16 protein-coding genes are annotated in these 20,601 nt (G+C 56.9%); 10 read left to right on the forward strand and 6 right to left on the reverse strand.

From position 1 onward, the window contains the following. Positions 1 to 39: 39 nt before the first annotated feature. The gene (gene pgm, locus ABF979_RS06955) at positions 40 to 1,686 is read left to right on the forward strand and encodes a phosphoglucomutase (alpha-D-glucose-1,6-bisphosphate-dependent) (RefSeq protein WP_415558730.1); all 1,647 of its coding nucleotides are present in this window, start codon (positions 40 to 42) and stop codon (positions 1,684 to 1,686) included. A 111-nt stretch (positions 1,687 to 1,797) separates the two neighbouring features. Here pgm and hflX read toward each other — a convergent pair whose 3' ends face one another. Next, positions 1,798 to 3,150: a GTPase HflX gene (gene hflX, locus ABF979_RS06960; RefSeq protein ID WP_415558732.1), complete on the reverse strand. Its 1,353-nt coding sequence runs from the start codon at positions 3,148 to 3,150 to the stop codon at positions 1,798 to 1,800. 191 nt (positions 3,151 to 3,341) lie between these two features. On the opposite strand from hflX, the gene ABF979_RS06965 reads away from it, so the two are divergent. After that, positions 3,342 to 4,370 (forward strand): MYG1 family protein, encoded by a 1,029-nt coding sequence (locus ABF979_RS06965; protein ID WP_415558734.1) that lies wholly within the window; start codon positions 3,342 to 3,344, stop codon positions 4,368 to 4,370. 70 nt (positions 4,371 to 4,440) lie between these two features. On the opposite strand, the gene ABF979_RS06970 is transcribed toward ABF979_RS06965, so the two are convergent. Next, positions 4,441 to 5,505: a threonine aldolase family protein gene (locus ABF979_RS06970; protein WP_415558736.1), complete on the reverse strand. Its 1,065-nt coding sequence runs from the start codon at positions 5,503 to 5,505 to the stop codon at positions 4,441 to 4,443. 83 nt (positions 5,506 to 5,588) lie between these two features. On the opposite strand from ABF979_RS06970, the gene folD reads away from it, so the two are divergent. Genes folD through ABF979_RS06985 form a run of 3 tightly spaced genes read left to right on the forward strand, consistent with a single transcriptional unit; the run spans position 5,589 to position 9,241 of the window. After that, positions 5,589 to 6,497 (forward strand): bifunctional methylenetetrahydrofolate dehydrogenase/methenyltetrahydrofolate cyclohydrolase FolD, encoded by a 909-nt coding sequence (gene folD, locus ABF979_RS06975; protein WP_202207077.1) that lies wholly within the window; start codon positions 5,589 to 5,591, stop codon positions 6,495 to 6,497. Beyond that, the gene (locus ABF979_RS06980; protein WP_415558738.1) at positions 6,497 to 7,246 is read left to right on the forward strand and encodes a methylenetetrahydrofolate reductase; all 750 of its coding nucleotides are present in this window, start codon (positions 6,497 to 6,499) and stop codon (positions 7,244 to 7,246) included. Before folD ends, ABF979_RS06980 begins: the two co-directional genes overlap by 1 nt. Before the next feature lie 30 nt (positions 7,247 to 7,276). Further along, a complete protein-coding gene (locus tag ABF979_RS06985; RefSeq protein WP_415558740.1) occupies positions 7,277 to 9,241 on the forward strand; it encodes a M1 family metallopeptidase in 1,965 nt (654 codons plus the stop codon). Positions 9,242 to 9,324: 83 nt separating this feature from the next. Here ABF979_RS06985 and ABF979_RS06990 read toward each other — a convergent pair whose 3' ends face one another. Both ABF979_RS06990 and ABF979_RS06995 read right to left on the reverse strand, forming a co-directional pair. Continuing rightward, complete coding sequence (locus ABF979_RS06990; RefSeq protein ID WP_249206640.1) at positions 9,325 to 9,741, reverse strand: flagellar biosynthesis regulator FlaF; 417 nt, start codon at positions 9,739 to 9,741, stop codon at positions 9,325 to 9,327. Positions 9,742 to 9,845: 104 nt separating this feature from the next. Continuing rightward, on the reverse strand, positions 9,846 to 11,318 hold the full coding sequence (locus ABF979_RS06995) for a flagellin (RefSeq protein ID WP_252348562.1): 1,473 nt from the start codon (positions 11,316 to 11,318) through the stop codon (positions 9,846 to 9,848). Positions 11,319 to 11,501: 183 nt separating this feature from the next. Between ABF979_RS06995 and ABF979_RS07000 the strand changes: the two genes are divergently transcribed. From ABF979_RS07000 to ABF979_RS07015, 4 genes are all read left to right on the forward strand, one after another. Continuing rightward, a complete protein-coding gene (locus tag ABF979_RS07000) occupies positions 11,502 to 12,734 on the forward strand; it encodes a putative DNA modification/repair radical SAM protein (RefSeq protein WP_099211636.1) in 1,233 nt (410 codons plus the stop codon). Next, complete coding sequence (locus tag ABF979_RS07005) at positions 12,735 to 14,177, forward strand: UdgX family uracil-DNA binding protein (RefSeq protein WP_415558742.1); 1,443 nt, start codon at positions 12,735 to 12,737, stop codon at positions 14,175 to 14,177. It abuts the gene before it with no gap. Between the two features lie 245 nt (positions 14,178 to 14,422). Beyond that, positions 14,423 to 15,520, forward strand: a complete 1,098-nt coding sequence (locus tag ABF979_RS07010; RefSeq protein WP_046900655.1) for an HlyD family secretion protein — start codon at positions 14,423 to 14,425, stop codon at positions 15,518 to 15,520. Then, entirely contained in the window at positions 15,517 to 17,091 is a 1,575-nt protein-coding gene (locus ABF979_RS07015; RefSeq protein WP_415558744.1) for a DHA2 family efflux MFS transporter permease subunit, read from the forward strand. The genes ABF979_RS07010 and ABF979_RS07015 overlap by 4 nt, the downstream gene beginning before the upstream one ends. Here the strand turns inward: ABF979_RS07015 and ABF979_RS07020 are convergent. After that, positions 17,085 to 17,753, reverse strand: coding sequence for a TetR/AcrR family transcriptional regulator (locus ABF979_RS07020; RefSeq protein ID WP_215749990.1), 669 nt, complete (start codon positions 17,751 to 17,753; stop codon positions 17,085 to 17,087). The genes ABF979_RS07015 and ABF979_RS07020 overlap by 7 nt on opposite strands. Positions 17,754 to 17,851: 98 nt before the next feature. On the opposite strand from ABF979_RS07020, the gene ABF979_RS07025 reads away from it, so the two are divergent. Further along, a complete protein-coding gene (locus tag ABF979_RS07025) occupies positions 17,852 to 19,429 on the forward strand; it encodes an efflux transporter outer membrane subunit (protein ID WP_415558746.1) in 1,578 nt (525 codons plus the stop codon). A 27-nt stretch (positions 19,430 to 19,456) separates the two neighbouring features. Here ABF979_RS07025 and fbaA read toward each other — a convergent pair whose 3' ends face one another. Continuing rightward, positions 19,457 to 20,530, reverse strand: coding sequence for a class II fructose-bisphosphate aldolase (gene fbaA / locus ABF979_RS07030; RefSeq protein ID WP_202207086.1), 1,074 nt, complete (start codon positions 20,528 to 20,530; stop codon positions 19,457 to 19,459). Between the last annotated feature and the right edge of the window lie 71 nt (positions 20,531 to 20,601).

Here is a 20,601-nt window from a genome sequence, read left to right on the forward strand (position 1 = left end):
GGTCGCTTAAAACGCGGATCTGTTAAGGATTTTGGATTAATGGCCAATATCAGCCCCCTCGCCGGAAAAACGCTCGATCAGTCGCAGTTGACGGATATATCGGCCCTGGTTGCCGCTTATTATGATCGCAAGCCGGACGTCTCCATCCCGACCCAGCGTGTTTCGTTCGGGACTTCCGGGCACCGTGGTTCGTCTTTCCATACCAGCTTCAACGAAGGCCATATCCTCGCCATCTGTGAAGCAATCTGTCGGTATCGTAAGGCGGAGGGGATTGGTGGCCCGCTCTTCATTGGCATTGACTCGCACGCCCTGTCGGCCCCCGCACAGCGTTCGGCCATTGAGGTTTTCGCGGCCCACGGCATTGATGTCCGCATTGACCAGAACGATGGCTACACGCCGACGCCCGTCATTTCCCACGCCATTCTGACCTACAACAAAGGCCGCACAACGGGCCTGGCAGATGGTGTGGTTGTCACGCCGTCCCATAACCCGCCGACAGACGGCGGCTTCAAGTACAATCCGACGAATGGTGGTCCGGCAGATACGGCCGTGACGAAAGCCATTCAGGACATGGCGAATGACCTGCTGGCGGACGGCCTGAAGGACGTAAAGCGCCTGCCTTACGACGAAGCCAAGAACGCACCGTCCATCAAGCGCTATGATTACGTCACGCCGTATGTGGCCGATTTGGAAAATGTCATCGACATGGCGGCCATCCGTGATGCGGGCGTGAAGATTGGTATTGATCCGCTTGGTGGCGCTGCCGTTGGCTACTGGAAGCCCATCATCGAGAAGTACGGCCTGAATGCCACGATCGTCAGCGATGTCGTGGACCCGCAGTTTGCGTTCATGACGGCAGACTGGGACGGGCAGATCCGTATGGACTGTTCTTCGCCCTATGCCATGGCGCGTCTCATCAAGATGGGCCAGGATTTCGACGTCGCGTTCGCCAATGACACGGACGCAGACCGTCATGGCATCGTGGCCATGCCGGATGGCCTGATGAACCCGAACCATTATCTGGCTGTGGCGGTTTCGTACCTGTTCCAGAACCGTCCGGACTGGAAGCCTGATCTGGGTGTCGGCAAGACGCTGGTGAGCAGTGGTCTGATTGATCGTGTTGTCGCGGATATGGGCCGTAAGCTGGTCGAAGTGCCGGTCGGTCTGAAATGGTTCGTGCCGGGCCTGATGGATGGCTCGCTGGGCTTCGGCGGCGAGGAAAGCGCAGGCGCAACCTTCCTGCGTCGTGATGGCTCAGTCTGGACGACCGACAAGGACGGTCTCATTCTCGGCCTTCTTGCTGCGGAAATCACGGCCAAGACGGGTAAGAACCCGAGCCAGCACTACCATGAGATCATCGCTCGCCTCGGAACGCCGTACTATGCGCGGATCGACGCAGCGGCGAACCCGGAACAGAAGGCCAAGCTTAGCAAGCTGGCGCCTGAGCAGTTCCCGTTGGAAGAACTGGCTGGTGACAAGATCATTGCCAAGCTGACGAAGGCACCGGGCAATGGCGCGGCGATCGGCGGCCTGAAGGTTGTGACGGAAAACGGCTGGTTCGCAGCCCGTCCGTCCGGCACGGAAGATGTTTACAAAATCTATGCCGAAAGCTTCAAAAGCCCAGAGCACCTGAAGGCCATTCAGGACGAGGCACAGGCTGCAATTTCCAAAGTCTTTGCGTCTTGAAGGTGTCGCCCTCAAAAGCGCAATAACAACATTGGGCCACCATCTTTAACGAGATGGTGGCCTTTTTTGTGGAACGTCTATCCCGCCCGGTCAGAAAGGCAGCACGGGCCTTTATTTTGCCGAAAGGCTTCGATGCAACCGTGCAATGGCACCTGGCAGGCCGCGGATTTTTAGGATGCGACCTGTCTCGTCGTGATCTTCGGACAGGACGCGGGCGCTCTCGTAAATCTCGCCAATCAGCCCCTGTTTCGAGTAGGGCAGTACCAGAACATCATCGACCATTTTCGTCTCGAAGAAGGCGATCAGGCTTTCCCGTAAAGCGCTGACGTCATCTGGTCGATGGGCAGACAATGGAATGGCGTCGGGATGCTTTTCCAGCAGTTCAGCGCGCCGGGAGTCATCCACCTTATCCATTTTGTTCAGAACAAGCCGGGATGGCACAACATCCGCCCCGATTTCATGCAGAACGCTGCGGCTAACCTCAAGCTGCGCTTCGTAAGTCGGGTCCGAGGCATCTACGACAAACAGCAGTAGGGACGCTTCCAGCGCTTCAGACAGCGTGGAGCGGAACGAGGCGACCAGATCATGGGGGAGCTGTTTGATGAAGCCCACCGTGTCGGACACAAGAATACGCGGACGTGTCTCGGGCTGAAGTGTCCGGACTGTCGTATCGAGCGTAGCGAAGAGCTTGTCCTGTACCAGAACTTCGCTACCGGTGAGCGCGCGCATCAGGGAGGACTTGCCAGCATTGGTGTAACCCACCAGCGCGACGCGGAGCTGATCCCGCCGTGCAGAACGCCGGTTATCGCTATCGCGTTGAACGGCTTCAAGCTGGGTTTTCAGCTCGGCAAGGCGGTCCCGGATCTTGCGGCGATCAAGCGACAGATTGGTTTCACCAGCCCCAGGCCCCTGCTGTCTGCCGCCACCATTCGAGGATTCCCGCAGGCGTGGTGCAACGTATTTTAGCCGCGCCATCTCCACCTGAAGCTTTGCTTCGCGGGTATTGGCGTGACGATGGAAAATTTCAACAATGACACCCGTACGATCCAGCACCTGCGCGCCGGTAGCGCGTTCGAGATTGCGGATCTGACTGGGTGTCAGTTCGTGGTCAACAATGACGAATTCTGGCTTGCGGGGGCCATCTGAGTCTTCTTCATCGGGCTCTGATGCTTCAACGGTGCCCTCAAAGCGTTTGCGGGCCTTTGTCATCGGGGTCCTGACCATCGGTGTGATGATCCCGCGGCCGCCGGTAATGTCTGCGAGCTCTTCCAGCTTGCCAGCACCAAGGAGCGAGGCAGCACCCGTGCCTTCGCGCTTTTGCGAGACGGACCCGATGACGTCATAGCCAAGGGTTTTAACCAGTCTCCCCAGTTCTTCCAGGCTGGCTTCGTGTGCGACGTCATCGACGTCAGGGGTCTGGATGCCGACGAGAACGGCGAGCGGAATGGGGAGCTTTGTTTCCATTCGGCCTTACATAGCACGGATTATGACAACGCCATCGAAATGCATGGACGGCGTGATTCACTGTTTCGATGGAGTGGAAAACAACGCATTTTCTGCACGTTTCTGACGAAGTTTGTTGTCTGGGGCTGGGGGGTGCGGCATGAGAAGGCACAATCAGAAACCACCCCTTTGCCGTCAGCAGGTCCGTACAGATGTCAGAACACACCCCAATTGGTCTCGGAAAAGAAGCCAGAACCGTCAAGGCATTGACCCATTCGGGCAATTTCCATGCCGACGAGACGCTGGGTTATGCCATTCTTCACTACGCTCTTTCGCCGGAAGGCAGCCTGCGTGGCCGTGTGCTCGGTGAGGGCGCAGACGACCGCCTGCAGTTTGTGCGCACCCGGTCACCGGAGCGTATTGCAGAAGCCGATATCGTTTTTGATGTCGGCGGTGTCTTTGATCCGTCCATTGGGCGCTATGACCATCACATGAAGGACAAGCCCCTGCGTGATGACGGGACGCCGTATAGCGCTGCGGGTCTGTTGTGGAAGGACTACGGTCACGCTGCCATCCGCAATATCGTCACGACACCGGTGACCGAGGACATGGTTGCCGCCATCTGGCAGTCGCTCGACAAGTCCCTGATCATTCCTGTTGATCAGGATGACAATGGTGTAGCCAAGATGGGCAAGCTGTCTCTTGCGGACATTGTTTCTGCGTGCAGCCCAGCATGGGATACTGCGGAGCTTTACGGAGCGCAGGAAGCCAAAAAGCGTGAAGCTTTAGGGTTTGCGAATGCGGCAACGGCCGTCGCATCCCATCTGGTCAATATGGTTGACCGTGTACGGGCCAGCCTCAAGGCGGCTAACCGCGTTGTGGAAGCTTACGAGGCTGCGGAAGACAAGCGCATCCTTGTCATGGAAACAGGAATGCCCACCGAAAAGGTCATTTTCGAGCGGGATCTTCCGGTTGTGTATGTTGTCTCTCCAGCAGGCCCGGAGCAGTGGAACGTGAAGGCCATTCCCCCTGTGCGCGGCGATTTCGGGCAGCGCGTTTCTTTGCCGGAAGCTTGGGGTGGGCTGGAAAAAACTGCGCTAGCGGCCATTTCGGGCGTTCCGGATGCAGTTTTTGCACATCCGGCTCGTTTCATCTGTGGTGCGGGAAGCCGGAATGGGGCCATCACCATGGCGCGCCTGGCGTTGGAAATTGATGCGGCCCTGAAATCCAAAGCTGGCTGATCGTTGTCAGTAGAAAACCGTTGATCCGGACAATAATGCTCGGATCAACGTCTGATCTGTAAAGGCCGGTTCAGGCTGCAATTTCTGCAAGCAGCGCGTCTACGTCTTCTGGCCGGGTGTAGTAACTTGTGACCAGACGGATCAGTGTGCCAGAGACGTCTTCCGGCGTAGGCCAGCGGTAGAATGTGTAGCCCACGGCTTCCAGATCTTTCAAAACCAGATCCGGCAGAATGACGAAAACCTCGTTGCTCTGCCGCTCATAAGGCATCTGGGCCGCCGGATGGCGACGAAGCCCATCGACGAGGCGCTGGGCCATCTGGTTGGCATGCGCAGCGTTCCGGAGCCACACATCGTTTTCCAGCAATGCGTGAAGCTGCGCACTCAGGAAACGATGCTTGGACCACAGATTGCCACTGCGTTTGATGCGCCGCAGGAACTCTTTAACCAGTGGACGCGTCCGGTCATTGAGGAAAAAAACCACGGCTTCAGCCGCCATTGCGCCAGCCTTGGTGCCCCCGAAGCTCAGAACATCCACACCTGCTTTCCACGTCACGTCTGCTGGAGAGCAGCCAAGATGGGCCACGGCATTCCCCAGGCGCGCGCCATCAAGATGTACGCTCAGGCCATGGTCGTGTGCGATGCTCGTCAGTGCAACCAGCTCCTCCAGACTATAGACAAGTCCCCATTCGTTAGCCTGCGTGAGTGAGAGGGCCTGAATAACAGGGCTGAGAATGCCGCTTTCCTCATTATTTCTGAGAACGGCAGGCAGTGTCGCCGGGTCCAGCTTTCCTTCTGCGGATGGAATGCAGACTAGCTTGGCGCCGTGCATGTAGAATTCCGGGGCGCCACCTTCATCCGTGTTGATATGGGCGCTCTGGTCGCACAGCACGGCTCCGTAAGGTGAGACCAGAGCGGAAAGCGCGATACTGTTAGCAGCAGTTCCCGTCGCGATCGGGAAAACAGCCACTTCCGTCTCGAAGATGTCCCCAAACCGTTTGTTCAGGGATTGGGTAAGATCATCCGCTCCATAAGATCCAACACTGCCCTCATTGGCGGACAGCAAGGCTGCCATGACTTCAGGGCAGATGGGGGTAACATTGTCACTGGCGAAGTTCTTGCGTATTTCCTCGGACATAAAACCATCCTTTTCCTGCGCACGACGCGGGCTGTAGCCTGAATCGTAACTGAAACTGCAGCCTGTTGCCATCCGGAGAGCCCATGAGCACGTTTCCCCCTGAACTGGCCGGCAAACTCATAGATGGCAAAGGTATTGCCCGGTCTCTGACAGACCGTATCGGCCGTGAAGTTTCCAGCTTTATCGAGCAGGGCAATGCCGTGCCGGGTCTGGCAGTCGTTCTGGTCGGCAATGATCCTGCATCTGAAGTCTATGTGAAGAACAAAGCCATTCAGACGCACCGTGCAGGCATGCGTTCCTTCATGCATATGCTGCCGCAAAGCACGAAGCAGGAAGAGCTTCTGGAGCTCCTTGCACAGTTGAACGCGAACCCGCAGATTCACGGTATTCTCGTCCAGCTTCCGTTGCCGCCCCAGATTGATCCGGTTGTCGTGACGAATGCGATCGCGCCGCATAAGGATGTCGACGGGCTGGGTGAAGTAAATGCCGGGCGCCTGTCTCTGGGCATTGACGGGCTCGTCCCCTGCACGCCGCTGGGATGTCTTATGCTCTTACAGTCTGTTCATAAGGACATGACGGGCAAGCATGCTGTGGTGATCGGGGCGTCCAGTCTGGTTGGAAAGCCCATGGCGCAGCTTCTGTTGAAGCAGAACTGCACGATCTCGGTCGCGCATATCCATACGCGGGACACACGAGCACTGGCACGTGAGGCAGACATTCTGGTTGTGGCAACTGGCAAGCACGGGCTTGTTCGCGGAGACTGGATCAAACCGGGCGCTACCGTCATTGACGTTGGTATTACGCGCGTCCCGACGCCTGAAGGCCGGACACGACTTGTGGGAGATGTTGCTTTTGAGGAAGCGCTCCCGATTGCAGGCCATATTACGCCTGTTCCGGGTGGCGTTGGCCCAATGACAATTGCCTGCCTCCTGCACAATACGCTTCAGGCTGCGCGCGTTACACAAGGGCAAAGCAAGGGTGAAGCCCTCTGATGCGTGTTTCTGTTGAACTGGTTCCCCGCTCGGAAGACGCTCTGTTTGATGATGTGGCGGTGGTACAGAAAGTGCTTCCGCAGGTTGGCCTTCTGAATATTCCAGACCTGATCCGTTTCGACCTGCGCAGCGATGCTGCTGCGGCACAGGTTAACCGTCGGTCAGGCATGGATGTGATTCCACATATTCGCGCAATCGATATTGCTCCTGGAGCGCCTCTTCCGGGTGCAGATCGTCCAGAATTGAAATCCGTGCTTGTGGTGGCAGGCGATCCACTGCCTGCGGGAAGTGATCGAGTTTCCTATCCAAATACTTCTGCGGAAATTATTGCGCGGTATCGCAAGGAAGTGCCGCATCTGGATGTTTACGCGGTATTTGACCCTTACCGCCGGGCTCCCTGGCTGGAGCTGGAAGATATTGCCCGGAAAAAAGACGCCGGGGCCTGCGGTTTCTTTACTCAACCGCTGTTTGATCTGCACATGCTCCAGCTCTCTATGGACTGGTTGCAGGACGATACGGTGTTCTGGGGCGTCTCACCCGTCTTGGGCGAACGGTCCCGTCGATACTGGGAGCGCGTTAACCATGTGGTGTTCCCCAAAGACTATGACGATACCCTTGAAGGGAACGTCCATCTTGCGCGCCAGATGCTGACGCTGGTGCGCGAAAAGAACGACAATGCCTATCTTATGCCTCTGAAAGTTGATCTGGCATCTTATCTGGGCGGCCTAGGTGATATTATAACGGGGTAGGAACTAACGAGAGCGGAGATCATAGCCCGGATGCGCGTACGCCTTTTTCTCTTACCCCTTCTGGGAGGCGCGCTGGTTCCGGCCGCTCTTTCGGCCAAAACCCTCTCTGACCCGGCTCCGGTTTTTGCTCCGCTGACACTGCCTGATGCCCCGAACGTTTATCGTTCGGGCTCTGGTCTGCCCGGACCACAATACTGGCAGAACCGAACGGATTACGTCATTCGATCCCGCATCGACACGCAGGCGCATGTCCTGCATGGGGCCGAAACCGTCACATACAGCAACAACAGCCCGGAAACGCTAGACGTTCTGTGGGTTCAGCTTGAGCAGAACCTCTATCGCCCAGACTCACGGGCCTCGTTCTGGGGTAAATTCCCATCGGGTGGTCATCATACTTCCGGCATGGAAATCGAGCGTGTTTCCATTGTGCAGGGCGGCCATGAAGTCGATGTCACGCCGCTGATTACCGACACTCGGATGCAGCTTCGACTGCCCCGAGCCCTTGATGCTCATGGCGTCGCAGTCATTAAAATCGAGTGGCACTATACAGTCCCGGGAGAGTGGGGAGGTCGCACGGCTGTCACCCCATCTCGCGAGGGTGAAATTTACGAGATTGCTCAGTGGTACCCGCGTTTGAGCGTGTATGATGATCGCGCGGGATGGAACACTCTGCCCTATCTTGGGCAGGAGTTTTATCTGGAATATGGTAGCTTCGATTACACCGTCACTGTTCCGTGGAACTTCACGGTCGTCGGGTCCGGGGCACTCCTGAATCGGGAGCAGACCCTGACGACAACCGAACGCGCGCGACTGGCTCAGGCAGCGCAGAGCGACAATCGCGTCATGATCCGGACCATTGATGACGTGACAGACCCCAAAAGCCATCTCAGGCAGTCTGGGGAAGTGTCCTGGCATTACGTTATGCGCAATAGCCGCGACGTGGCCTTTACGGCATCGCCAGCTTTTCTGTGGGATGCTGCTCGTATCAACCTGCCGCCTGTTGCGCCTTGGGCCAATTATCGTCCGGTTCCGCGGTTGGCGATGTCCGTCTATCCCCGCGAAGGCATTGGCCCGCATGGATGGGACCGATCAACGGAATACGTCAAACACGCCATCGAGTATTTTTCGTCTCAGTGGTACGAATATCCATGGCCAAATGCCGTCAATCTGGGCGGGCACGGAGCCGGAATGGAATATCCGGGTATCGTGTTTGACGGCATGAGTGACCGGGACCCGGAGCTCTTCTGGATTACGACGCATGAGTTGGGCCATGACTGGTTCCCGATGATTGTGGGCTCTGATGAGCGGCGTAATCCGTTCATGGATGAAGGGTTCAACACCTTTATCGATGCGTATGCGTCAGATCATTTCCACAACGGGGAATTCGCGCCAAAGCGCGACCCGGAATTTGCTCCGAAAACGGGCAATCCTGCGCAGGATATCGTTCCTGTCCTGACGGATTCAAAAGCACCAAACCTGATGGCCGGGGCAGACGAGGTCTCCGAAACTTACCGCCATAGCGTTGTCTATTTCAAAGGAGCTTATGGGCTGAAGCTTCTGCGAGAGCAGATTCTCGGACCTGTGCGTTTTGACGCTGCCTTCCGTCGCTACATTGCCGTTTGGGCTTTTCATCACCCATCGCCATCGGATTTCTTTCGCTTGATGAGCAGCGAAGCCGGTGAGGATCTCTCATGGTTCTGGCGCGGATGGTATTTCTCTAACGCCGCGCCTGATTACGCTGTTGGAACTGTGGAGCAGAAAGGAACGGACCCTGTGTCTGTGCAGGTTCTGAACTACGGCACCCTGCCTCTTCCTGTTGTTCTACGCGTCGAATATCAGGACGGAACAACGCTGGACCGCCGTATCCCGACGGAAGCCTGGCGGCAGACCAGCGATTTGAAGGTCACGTTTGAAGCCCATGGTCCGGTGAAGGCCGTAACGCTTGATCCGGACCATGTCATTCCGGACGTTGACCGCAGCGATAACCGTAAATGATGCTCTGTCATTCCTGACAGGCAATGTATGTCAGGAATGAAAAAATCTCCCATGTCCTGCCAAAGGCATGGGAGGAGTAGTTTTCACCCGACCATTTGAATAGCTGCGCGAGTTTCGTTTGATGCCGCGGGTCCCGCATATGGGGAAGGGGCAGCAGAAGCTGATAGACCTTCAATCATGTCCATATTGATATCAATGAGAGCCTGAAGGGATGTATCCGAGTTCAGTGCAACATTGGCGTATCGCATAGACCAGGTTCCAACGGTCGTCAGGTCTTTGCGCAGAATTGCATCCAAAGGGCAGTCCGTCCGCTGGACCCCTTGCATCAGAATGCCCCAGAGTTTGAGATTGGCAGACAATGCGGCCTGCCGATCTGAGCGTGTTTTTGCCGCCGAAAGCAGCCCATTAACGTGTCTGAACGCCATGGCTTCCACTTCCCGTGGCGGAAGATAAGTGCCGGACTGGTTCTGGTATTGTGACATGCCATAGGTCACGGACATGATGCTCCTTTACAAAAGGACTGTTTCAAAAGTCTCCCGGGAAACGGGAAACTTTTGGAACAGTCCAGAAAGGGGCGCTGGCTTTCACCAGCGCCCCACTATCATCAGCCGCGGAAGAGCGACATGATGTTGGAAGACTGCGAATTCGCAATCGAGAGGGACTGGATGGCCAATTGCTGCTTCGTCTGCAGGGACGTAAGCTTGGCACTTTCCGCTGCAAGATCAGCATCCGTCAGGGCGCCCACGCCCGTCGTCAGGGCATCAGACAGCGTGCTGTTGGACGTCTGAAGCTGTGTAACGGTATTGGAAGCCACACCGATGCTGGAAGAAATGCGGCTCATCTTGTTGATGGCGCCAGAAACAGCAAGTTGGACAACGTCCGTGCCGGAAGTGGTCGCTACTGTGGCAGCGCCTGTCGTCCCTGTGAGGCTGACCGACGCGCCTGTCGTGGCTGTTGCGTCGGCTGCGTCGAGATTGCCGCCGGCAATCGTCAGCTTGCCGTCGTTTGCCATCTGGGCGCCGAAACCGGCGTTTCCCAGGGCCGTCACCAGCGTTGAAAGCTGGTCACTTGTGGTCTTGGTTGTGGAGGCGTTCGAGACGTTGACGTCCACAACCTGCGTCAGAACTTTCGCATTGCCGTTGGTATCCAGATCACCAACCTTGGCAGCGCTATAGGTCATGTTGCCACTGGCATCAGCCTTGGCAGTGATGGTGTCGCCATTGGTCAGGGAGTACGTCGTCGTACCATCAGATGCCTTCTTGGATGTGGCATCGGCGATTGTCAGCGTGCCATCCTTGTTGACTGCCACGGAGGTGGCAGTGTCTGTCAGGCCAGAAGCAATGGCTGTTCCGACAGATGTTGCAGCACCGTCAGTGGTATCACCCGGCTTTGAGTCCAGAACGAAGGACGTGGTGATGGCTGGGTTTGATGCTGTCGCATTGCTGCTGTCAGCAGAAGATAGGTTCTTCAGGGTCAGTGTCGTGGCGGTCGCGCCAGAACCTGCGAGAGCCGTGACTGCGCTCGTGTCGATCGTGACACCCTTCATATCCGTGCTCAGCCCTTGCAGGCCCAGACCGGTCGAGGTGGCGTCGGCACCATTCAGTGTGAACAGGTTGCCATTGATGTCCTGAGCAGCAGAAATCTGCGTGTATTTCACGCTGCTGCTCGTAGAGCCGGACAGCAGGTTTACCCCTTGGAAGGTCGAGTTCGACGTGGCCACGTCGATCTGAGACAGGTAGCTGCTCAGCTGGGTGTTCAGGGTGTCCTGATCTTCACCGTTATTGGCAGCATTTGTGACCGTCTCGGACATGCTGCTCAGAACGCTTGAAATGGACCCAGCCTGAGAAGAGGCTGTGCTGAGAACCTGTCCCGCAAACTGAAGACCGGTTGAGACGCCGGACAGGGCCGAAATCTGGGAATTCATTGTCTGGGAAATGGCGTAAATGGCCGGGCTGTCAGAGGCGGAGCTGACACTCTTGCCTGTGGACACGGCGTTCTGCGTCTTGCTCAGCTGGTCCGTCGTCTGGTTCAGAACCTGGAGAGCCGACATGGCGGCTGTATTTGTATTGATTGACATGGACATCGAGACATTCTCCGTCGGTGCAGTTTTGCTCCTTCACGATAGGCCTTGAATGGTTAAGGGAACCTGAATCTTCGTCTTTAAAAAACGGTGACAGGGTTTGACAGGAAAGAGGCAAACAACCGGTAAATTTTAAGCAGTTCTTGCATTTTATAGATAGGAACGAAATAAGAACAATGCATGAAGAAATCTCTGTCTGAACGTCTTGCGATTCTGTCCGATGCGGCAAAGTACGATGCGTCCTGCGCATCCAGTGGATCGACGCGGCGGGACTCTGCCAAAACGGGCGGTCTGGGTTCCACGACCGGGAATGGGATCTGCCATGCTTACACGCCGGATGGGCGTTGCATCTCGCTGCTCAAGATCCTGCTGACCAATTTCTGCGTTTACGACTGCGCCTATTGCATCAACCGCTCGTCCTCAAATGTTGAGCGGGCGAAGTTCACGCCTGATGAAGTGATCTGGCTGACGCTGGAGTTCTACCGTCGGAACTGCATTGAGGGGCTTTTCCTGTCGTCGGGGATTATCCGGTCGTCCGATCATACGATGGAGCAGCTTGTGCAGGTCGCGCGGGACCTGCGGCTCAAGCATGGTTTTCGCGGATATATCCATCTCAAGACGATCCCGGATGCGTCTCCCAAATTGCTGGAGGAAGCAGGCCTGTATGCGGATCGCTTATCGATCAACGTCGAGATGCCGACAGAAACGGGCCTGAAGGATTACGCGCCGGAGAAGGATGCCGGAAATATCCGCCGCGCGATGGGGGACATGCGTCTCAAGATTGATGCGGCCAAAGAGAAGACACATACGGGTAGACGGGCAGGGCGCTTTTCACCGGGCGGCCAGAGTACACAGATGATCATCGGGGCAGATGCCGCGACGGATCAGGATGTTCTGGCCAGTAGCTCGGGTCTCTATGGGTCTTACGGCCTGCGCCGCGTTTACTATTCAGCCTTCAGCCCCATTCCAGATGCTTCAGCGATCCTGCCTGTGCGTAGCCCACCGTTACAGCGGGAGCACCGGCTGTATCAGGCGGACTGGCTCTTCCGGTTCTATGGCTTTGATTTTGGCGAACTGACAGCATCACGGCCCAATGGAATGCTGGATCTGGAGATTGATCCCAAGCTGGCCTGGGCTCTGGATAACCGCGCGCAATTTCCAGTGGACCTGAATCTTGCCTCCAAAGAAATGCTGCTGCGGGTCCCTGGGCTTGGGGTTCGGACCGTTGCCGCGCTGCTGTCTGCGCGAAAGCACACGACAATCCGTCTGGAAGATCTGGCGCGGCTGAACGTCTCCATTAAAAAGGTGCGTCCGTTCGTCAAGGCATCCGGATGGAGCCCCGCGCGTCTGACGGATCGTCAGGATTTGCGGACTCTTTTTCTGCCGGCTCCACAGCAGATGCGGCTTCTGTAAATGCCGGTTACCGTCAGGCTCGCGGATACCAGCGCGTTTGAAGGCTGGCGCGAAAAGGCCAGAATGGCGCTTCAGCGTGACATTCCTCCGGACCAGATCCTCTGGCGCTATCCTGAGGCCGATCTGGATCTGTTTCACGCGGCTGAAAATCAGACGTTTGAAGGCGAAGTCGTGCGGGATGTTCGCCTCAAAGCATCGAGCCTGCCCCTTTTGAAAGATGTTCTCTGCCACTCCAGTGCTGAGCGGTTCGCATTAGCTTACCGGCTGCTCTGGCGTCTTCAGAGTGATCCGAACCTGTTGTCGGTGGTGACAGATCAGGATGTGGCGCAGGCGCGTCGCATGGTGCATCAGGTTCGCCGGGCGGCCCATAAAATGACGGCTTTCGTGCGCTTCCGGGAGCAGGGAACGTCGGAGACGGGTCGGCGGCGTTTTCTTTCCTGGTTTGAGCCGGACCATCATGTGCTGGAAAAAGTCTCTTCTTTTTTCGCGGGCCGTTTCGCAGATATGGACTGGATGATCCTGACGCCGCGCGGCTCTTTGCGATGGGATGGCGAGACGGTACATTGCTCTTTCGAGCCCTGTGAAAAGCAGGTGCTTGATGATGACGTGGATCAGCTCTGGCAGACCTATTACGCCTCGACTTTCAATCCTGCCCGTGTCCGGACGAAAGCGATGCGCAATGAAATGCCGCGGCGTTACTGGCATAACCTGCCAGAGGCTAACCTGATTCCCCATCTGGTGGCGCAGGCGGAAAAACGCGTGGCCGAAATGGCGGCACAGGAGGCTCTTCCTGCGCCCAAATTCCATCAGGCTCTCCAGAATCGCCAGAAAACCGTTCTGGCTGACGTGCCCTCAGTAGGTGGTCTGGAAGAACTGACGCAGCAAATTCGGGCCTGTCAGGCTTGCTCTCTTCACTGTCATGCTACGCAGGCCGTCGTCGGGGAAGGGCCTGAGGCGGCAAAAGTCATGATTGTCGGAGAGCAGCCGGGCGATCAGGAAGATCTGGCCGGGCGTCCTTTTGTTGGTCCTGCGGGCTCCCTTTTAAGGGAGTGTATGGCGGAAGCAGGCGTTGAACCCCACTCCCTCTATATGACGAATGCAGTAAAGCATTTCCGTTTCAGTACTCATGGCAGGCGGCGCATTCATCAAACACCTGGGGCGGAGCATATTCAGGCGTGTCAGCCCTGGCTACGGCAGGAAATAGACCTGATCCGGCCACAGCTTGTCGTGACGCTTGGGGCAACAGCTTTGCGCGCCATGGAGGGGCCTTCCGCCCAACTGAAAGATTTCCGTGGGATCATGCGTGAGGATGCACAGACGGGACGGCACCGTCTGAGTCTGGCTCATCCATCATGGATTCTGCGTCTTGGACCAACGGAGCAAGCCGAGCAGGAACGTCAGCGCCTGATTGACGGTTTGAAAAAGATAAAGACCACGTTCTGATAGCCGTCCTCTGTCAGAGGACGGCTGAGGTACTCTCTCAGGATAAGAAAATTTCGTCTTACGGATGAGGGCGCGCAAGGAAAAACCTTCTTCACCTGAAAGGAAACGCATCAGTTTTTTCCGGCTTGAAGGCGGCCATACAATATGTCATGGATGACCGAACCGATCGGTCAATCGGCCTTTTCAGAGGCCATTTCATTCAGCCGGTCACTTCGGACAGACCCGTTTAAAGCGAGAGAGACGATATGGCGCAGGGCGACCAAGCGCAGGCCGAACAGCAGTCCGGAGCGTCCGGAAAACCGCAGAAAAAGCGTAATCCCCTTGTACGGGTGCTTCTGATCTGTCTGGTTGTTCTGGTGCTGGTGGGGATTGGTTCATACCTCTTCCTGACCCGCAATAACATCGAGACGGACGACGCCTATACGGCCGGTCGCAAGATCGCCATTGCGCCGCACGTGAACGGGTATGTGACGCAGCTGCTGGTGAACGATAACCAGTATGTGCATCGCGGTGATCTTCTGCTGACCATTGATGACCGCGACTACGCGGCATCCCTGCACAAGGCACAGGCGTCAATCCAGCAGGCACAGGCCAACATGCAGGCCTATCAGCTGATGGTTGAAGTGGCGCACAAGAACTTCCCAGGTCAGCTCGTAACGGCTCAGGGCAGTCTTTCTGCCGCTCAGGCCCAGCTGACGAAGGCTGAAGCAGATTACAAGCGCCAGCGCAGTGTTTCACGTGCCGCAACGTCCCAGCAGGACATTGACTACGCTCGTGCAGCTCTTGAAGAAGCCAGAGCCCGTGTCATGCAGGCGCAGGGTCAGTTGACGCAGGCTGAGCCGGTGAAGGCCAATGTCGCGAATGCGGATGCCCGCGTCTCGCAGGAAGAAGCCAATCTGAAGTCTGCCCAGGCATCCCTGGAACAGGCTGAGCTCAACATGGAATGGACGCAGGTTCGCGCCCCTCATGATGGTTGGGTGTCCCAGCGTAGTGTCGAGCGTGGCAACTTCGTCCAGACCGGCCAGCAGATGTTCACGATCGTCCAGCCAGAAGTCTGGGTTGTGGCCAACTACAAGGAAACACAGCTGACCCACATGCGTCCGGGTCAGAAAGTGGACATCGAAGTTGACGCGTACCCACAGCTTAAACTGCAGGGCCACGTGGATTCCATTCAGCTTGGCTCCGGTGAATCCTTCAGCACCTTCCCGCCAGAAAATGCGACAGGCAACTTCGTGAAAACTGTGCAGCGTATTCCGGTGAAGATCCTGATCGACAGCGGTCTTGATCCGCAGCTGCCACTCGCTCTTGGTCTTTCCGTCGTTCCTACGGTCTATGTGAAATGAGCGATACTGCCGGGCATCAGGACTGGAAACCCAGTCACAATCCGTGGCTTGTGGCCGTCACGGTCACGCTGGCGGCCTTCATGGAGGTGCTGGACACCACCATCGTCAACGTGGCGCTACCGCATATCGCGGGATCGCTCGGCAGTTCCTATGACGATGCCACCTGGGCGCTGACGTCCTATCTGGTGGCAAACGGTATCGTTCTGACGATTTCCGGCTGGCTCTCACGCCTGTTCGGGCGCAAGCGGTACTTCCTCATCTGTATTGCGATGTTCACCGTCTCGTCCTTCCTGTGCGGTCTGGCGACATCGCTGCCCATGCTGGTGGTCTTCCGACTGATGCAGGGCTTCTTCGGTGGTGGTCTGCAACCAAGTCAGCAGTCCATCATTCTGGATACTTTCCCGCCCGAAAAACGTGGTGCAGCCTTCGGCATGACGGCCATTGCAACCATCGTTGGCCCGGTTCTCGGTCCGATGCTGGGTGGCTATCTGACGGACAACTTCTCCTGGCGCTGGATTTTCTTCGTCAACGTTCCCTTTGGTATTTTGACGGTCATGGCGGTTACGGCCTTTGTGGAAGATCCGCCATGGGAGAAGAAAAAACGCGAAAAGATTGACGTAATCGGCATCAGTCTCATTACGCTGGGGCTGGGCTGCCTTGAGGTCATGGTCGACCGTGGCGAAGACGATGACTGGTTCGGCTCGAACTTCATCATCACCATGGCTGTTCTGGGTGTGATCGGTGTGCTCGGTGCGATCGTGTGGCTCTGCTATGCCAAGGACCCGCTGGTGAAGCTGACGGTTCTGAAGGACCGCAACTTTGCAACCGGCATGTTCCTGATTTCCATGGTGGGGGCGACCCTCTACGCGTCTGCCATTATCGTTCCGCAATTTGCGCAGCAGGTGCTTGGTTATACGGCAACCACGTCTGGTCTGCTGCTTGCACCAGGTGGGGTCGCGGTAATTTGCCTGATACCGATTGTTGGCCGCCTCATGAAGGTCATTCAACTGAGGTATCTGATTGCTTTCGGGTTTTTCTGTATGGGCATGGCGATGTTCCAGGCTGCCCATCTGTACGCGGCAATCGATTTCAAACACCTGATGTTTTATCGAATCAGTCAGACCGCGTCTCTGGCTTTCCTTTTTGTGCCGATTTCAACGATCGCGTATTCGACGCTGCCACGTGAGCTGAACTCGGACGCATCAGCCCTGTTCAGTATGGCGCGAAACTATGTGGGGTCGATGGCCATCTCGCTGGCAACTGCGGCAATTATTGAGACCCGTCAGCGGCACCAGGGTTATGTGGCCGATAATATGACGCCCGGGCGGCAGGAGTTCACGAACTATATCAACCATGCGCAGACCGTTGGGGAAGCGCATGGTCTGACCCCCGCAGCTGCGCATACTTTCGCAATCCATCGTCTGTTCATGGACTTCACGTCCCAGATCTCAATGTTGGCTTACAACGAAGTGTTCCGCTGGATTGGCATCATCGCGATGTTCGTTGTTCCGCTCTGCTTCCTTCTGTCACCGAACAACACGAAGAAAGCGAAGCCGGCGGGGGGTCACTGATGATGCGGGCCGTAGATCTTCATGAAAGAATCTGCCGTAATGTTGGCCAGTCGGCTGATGGCCTCCGGGCTGTCATCGACAGGCAGCATGAGCCGACGGCGATGTACGATGCGGGCCTGACACAGGATCATCAACTGCTCGGCAGCGAAATCCGGGTCGTCGATCTGGAGTTCGCCTGCATCGCTGCGGCGGCGGAGCCAGTCGGAAAGGTTGTACAGGGTTCGTCCAAAGCCATAGCGCCAGAAGGCGTCGGCAAGGTTCGGGAATTTTCCGGCTTCGCCGACGATGATGCGATACAGGTCCATGGACGTCGAGTGGAGCATCATTTTGATGGCAGTTTCCGTCAGGCGGCGCAGACTCGTATGAATGTCCTGCCCGTCCTCCCGGGAAATAGCTTCAATGGCCGCCAGCTTGGTTTTGCTGCGTTCTTCGAAAAATGCGGAGAAGAGCGACGCCTTACCATCGAAGTGATTGTAGAGCGTGCCCTTCGAAACACCGGCCTCCCGCGCAATCTGCGACATGGACGCGCCTTCATACCCGCTTGCGAGAAAGACTTTTTCCGCTCCCTGCAAAATCTGCTCGCGTTTGGCGCGCAGCTGGCACAGAGATGCACTGGCCTCGTCAGGCATACTCTCGGGGCGGTCAGTCGGCGTGCTGGTCATGAGGGGGCAAGGTCCTTTTGCGGAAAAAATACCGTCTCCAATATGCTGACCGAACTGGTCGGTCACCGCAAGATCATTTCCGTTTCAGGAGTTTCTTTGTGAGCGCAGCCTTTCTATCCCGCGCGCTGCTGTCTGGCTGCGCCCTTGTTGCTCTTTCTGGCTGCCTGCGGGTCGGACCGGAATATCATGAGCCTCATCCCTGGTCTCCGGCGCACTATGCCGATCACATGACAGGGGCCCCTAAGAGCGTGACGAGTGACGCGGAAGCAGCCAGCAAATGGTGGACGGTCTTCAATGATCCGGAACTGGTCTCATTGGAAGACCGTCTGGTGCAGCAGAACCTGTCCTTCCGCCTCGCGACGGCTAATCTGGCGCAGAGCCGTGCGCAGCTCATGATGGCTGGAGCCGAGCGTTTCCCAGGCTTGAGTGCATCCGGTTCCTATACACGCAGTCAGTTCAGCACGAAGCAGATGCAGGAAATCATCCAGCGTGTGGGCGGTAATATTGCCAAGTCCGACAACGGGCTTCTGGGAGATCAGGGCAGTAGCATTCTCAGTGGTGCAGCCAGCGGGGCCACGATCCCTCTGCTGAACCAGTGGAAGACATCCATTGATGCCAGCTACGAAATCGATCTCTGGGGCCGGGTGGCCCACCAGTACGATGCTGCCAAAGCAGACCTTCAAGCCACGGACGAAGAGCGCCGCTCGGTCCTGATTGCCCAGCAGGCCGATATGGCGCGTGGATACATGACGCTCCGCGGGGACCAGAAGCGCCTGAAGGTTCTTCAGGACAATCTCGGTACGCTGAAGCAGATCGTGGATATTTCCCAGAGCCGCTATCGCAGTGGTCTGGTCACGGAAGTGGATGTCGATTCCGCGCAGGCCCGGCAACATGACACCGAAGCGCAGGCTGCTCAGCTTCAGCAAGGTGTGGCGCAGGAAGAAAATGCACTGGCGCTGCTGCTCGGTGCGCCTCCGGGCAGCCTGAATGCTGAACTGGAGAAGGACGCAGGTATCCCTGTTGTGCCGCCTGTCGTTCCTGTCGGACTGCCGTCTGAACTGGCGCATCGCCGCCCGGATATCCGGGAAGCTGAAGCCAAGCTCCGTGCTTCTGTGGCAGAAGTGGGTGAAGCAACGGCCGATTTTTATCCGAAGATTACCATCAATGCAGACTTCGGATTCCAGACCCTGTCATTTCGCGATCTCGGATTCTGGAATGCGCGGGCCTGGAACGTTGGCCCATCCATTTCCTTACCGATTTTTCAGGGAGGACGTCTGCGCGGCCAGCTTGAGCTGAAGAAATATGCCCAGAAAGCTGCGGCAATTTCCTATCAGCAGACGGTCATCCAGGCGTGGCATGATGTGGATAACGCTCTGATCGCTTACCGTGATGAGCAGCTCCGCCATCAGGGGCTTGAGCGGGCTGTGAACGACAACCGCAAGGCGCTCCAGTTGGCCCAGAGCCAGTATCGCAGTGGTCTGACAAACTATCTGAACGTGCTGAACGCGCAGGGTCAGCTGCAATCCGCTGAAATGAGTCTTGCTGACAGTGATGCGACTGTCGCGACCAATCTGGCGCGTCTCTACAATGCGCTTGGCGGAGGCTGGGAAGAGGTTGTCCCCGCAGCGCAGGACGTGACCAAGACGAAGCTTGCCTCGGCAACGCCGGGTCCCTGAGACCCGGCGCTATCGCTGGGAGCTGTTTCAGCTCCGAGCGATGGACTGACCTTTGGAGCCGAGGATTTCAAAAGCCTCGCTCATCCGCTCCACGATAGACTTCTCACCCGCACGCAGCCATTTGCGAGGGTCGTAGAAGGACTTCATGGGTTTGTCTGTGGCGGGATCAATCTGGTGCTGGAAAGCGACCGGATGCGTGCTCACATAAGAGCCCACGCCATGAGCAAATGCGAACTGGATGTCCGTATCCAGGTTCATCTTGAACGTCCCGTAGGACACGGCATCCCGGATTTCTTCCAGGCTTGACCCTGATCCACCATGGAAGACCAGCGGGAGGGGCTTGGGCCCGCTTCCTGTGGCTTTCTGCACGACGTCCTGAGAATTTTTCAGGATTTCTGGTCGAAGTTTGACGTTGCCTGGCTTGTAGACGCCATGAACGTTGCCGAAAGACGCGGCGATGGAGACCATGCCAATAGGCGAGAGCAGTTCCCAGGCTCTCAGCACGTCTTCCGGCTGGGTATAGAGATGCGCATTGTCCGCACCTTCTTCCAGATCATGGCCGACGCCATCTTCTTCACCGCCTGTGACGCCAAGCTCGATTTCCAGGCCCATGCCCAGAGGGGCGAGGCGCGTCAGAAGCTTTTCCGAAAGGGCGAGATTATCATCCAGTGTCTCGGCCGAAAGATCGAGCATGTGGGATGAGAAGAGCGGGCGTCCGGTAGTCTTGAACTCTGCTTCACTTAGGGAAATCAGGTCCTCAAGCCAGGGAATCAGCTTGCGATCAGCGTGATCGGTGTGGAGGATGACGGCGATTCCGTACTCCTTGGCCAGCAGATGGACGTGATGGGCCATCGATGCTGCGCCAAGAACGCGGGCGCGATGGGCATCCGGCAGGCCTTCGCCAGCAAAGAAGCGTGCCCCACCGTTTGAAACCTGGATAATGACGTCCGAGCCATTGGCTGCAGCCGCTTCCAGAACGGCGTTCACGCTGTTGGTGCCAACGACATTGATGGCCGGAAGGGCATACCCGCCGTCCCTGCACGCCTGAAGAAGAGTTTGGTAGTCGGCGCCCGTTACGACGCCGGGAGAAACGCTTGTCATGGGAGACTCCGGTCGAGTGCAGGAACCGAGATAGGCTGTTCCTGCGTTTCGTGTATTGTAAGCTAGAAAAT

This window comes from Gluconobacter sp., assembly GCF_047723935.1.
In the GTDB taxonomy this organism is placed as follows: Bacteria; Pseudomonadota; Alphaproteobacteria; order Acetobacterales; family Acetobacteraceae; genus Gluconobacter.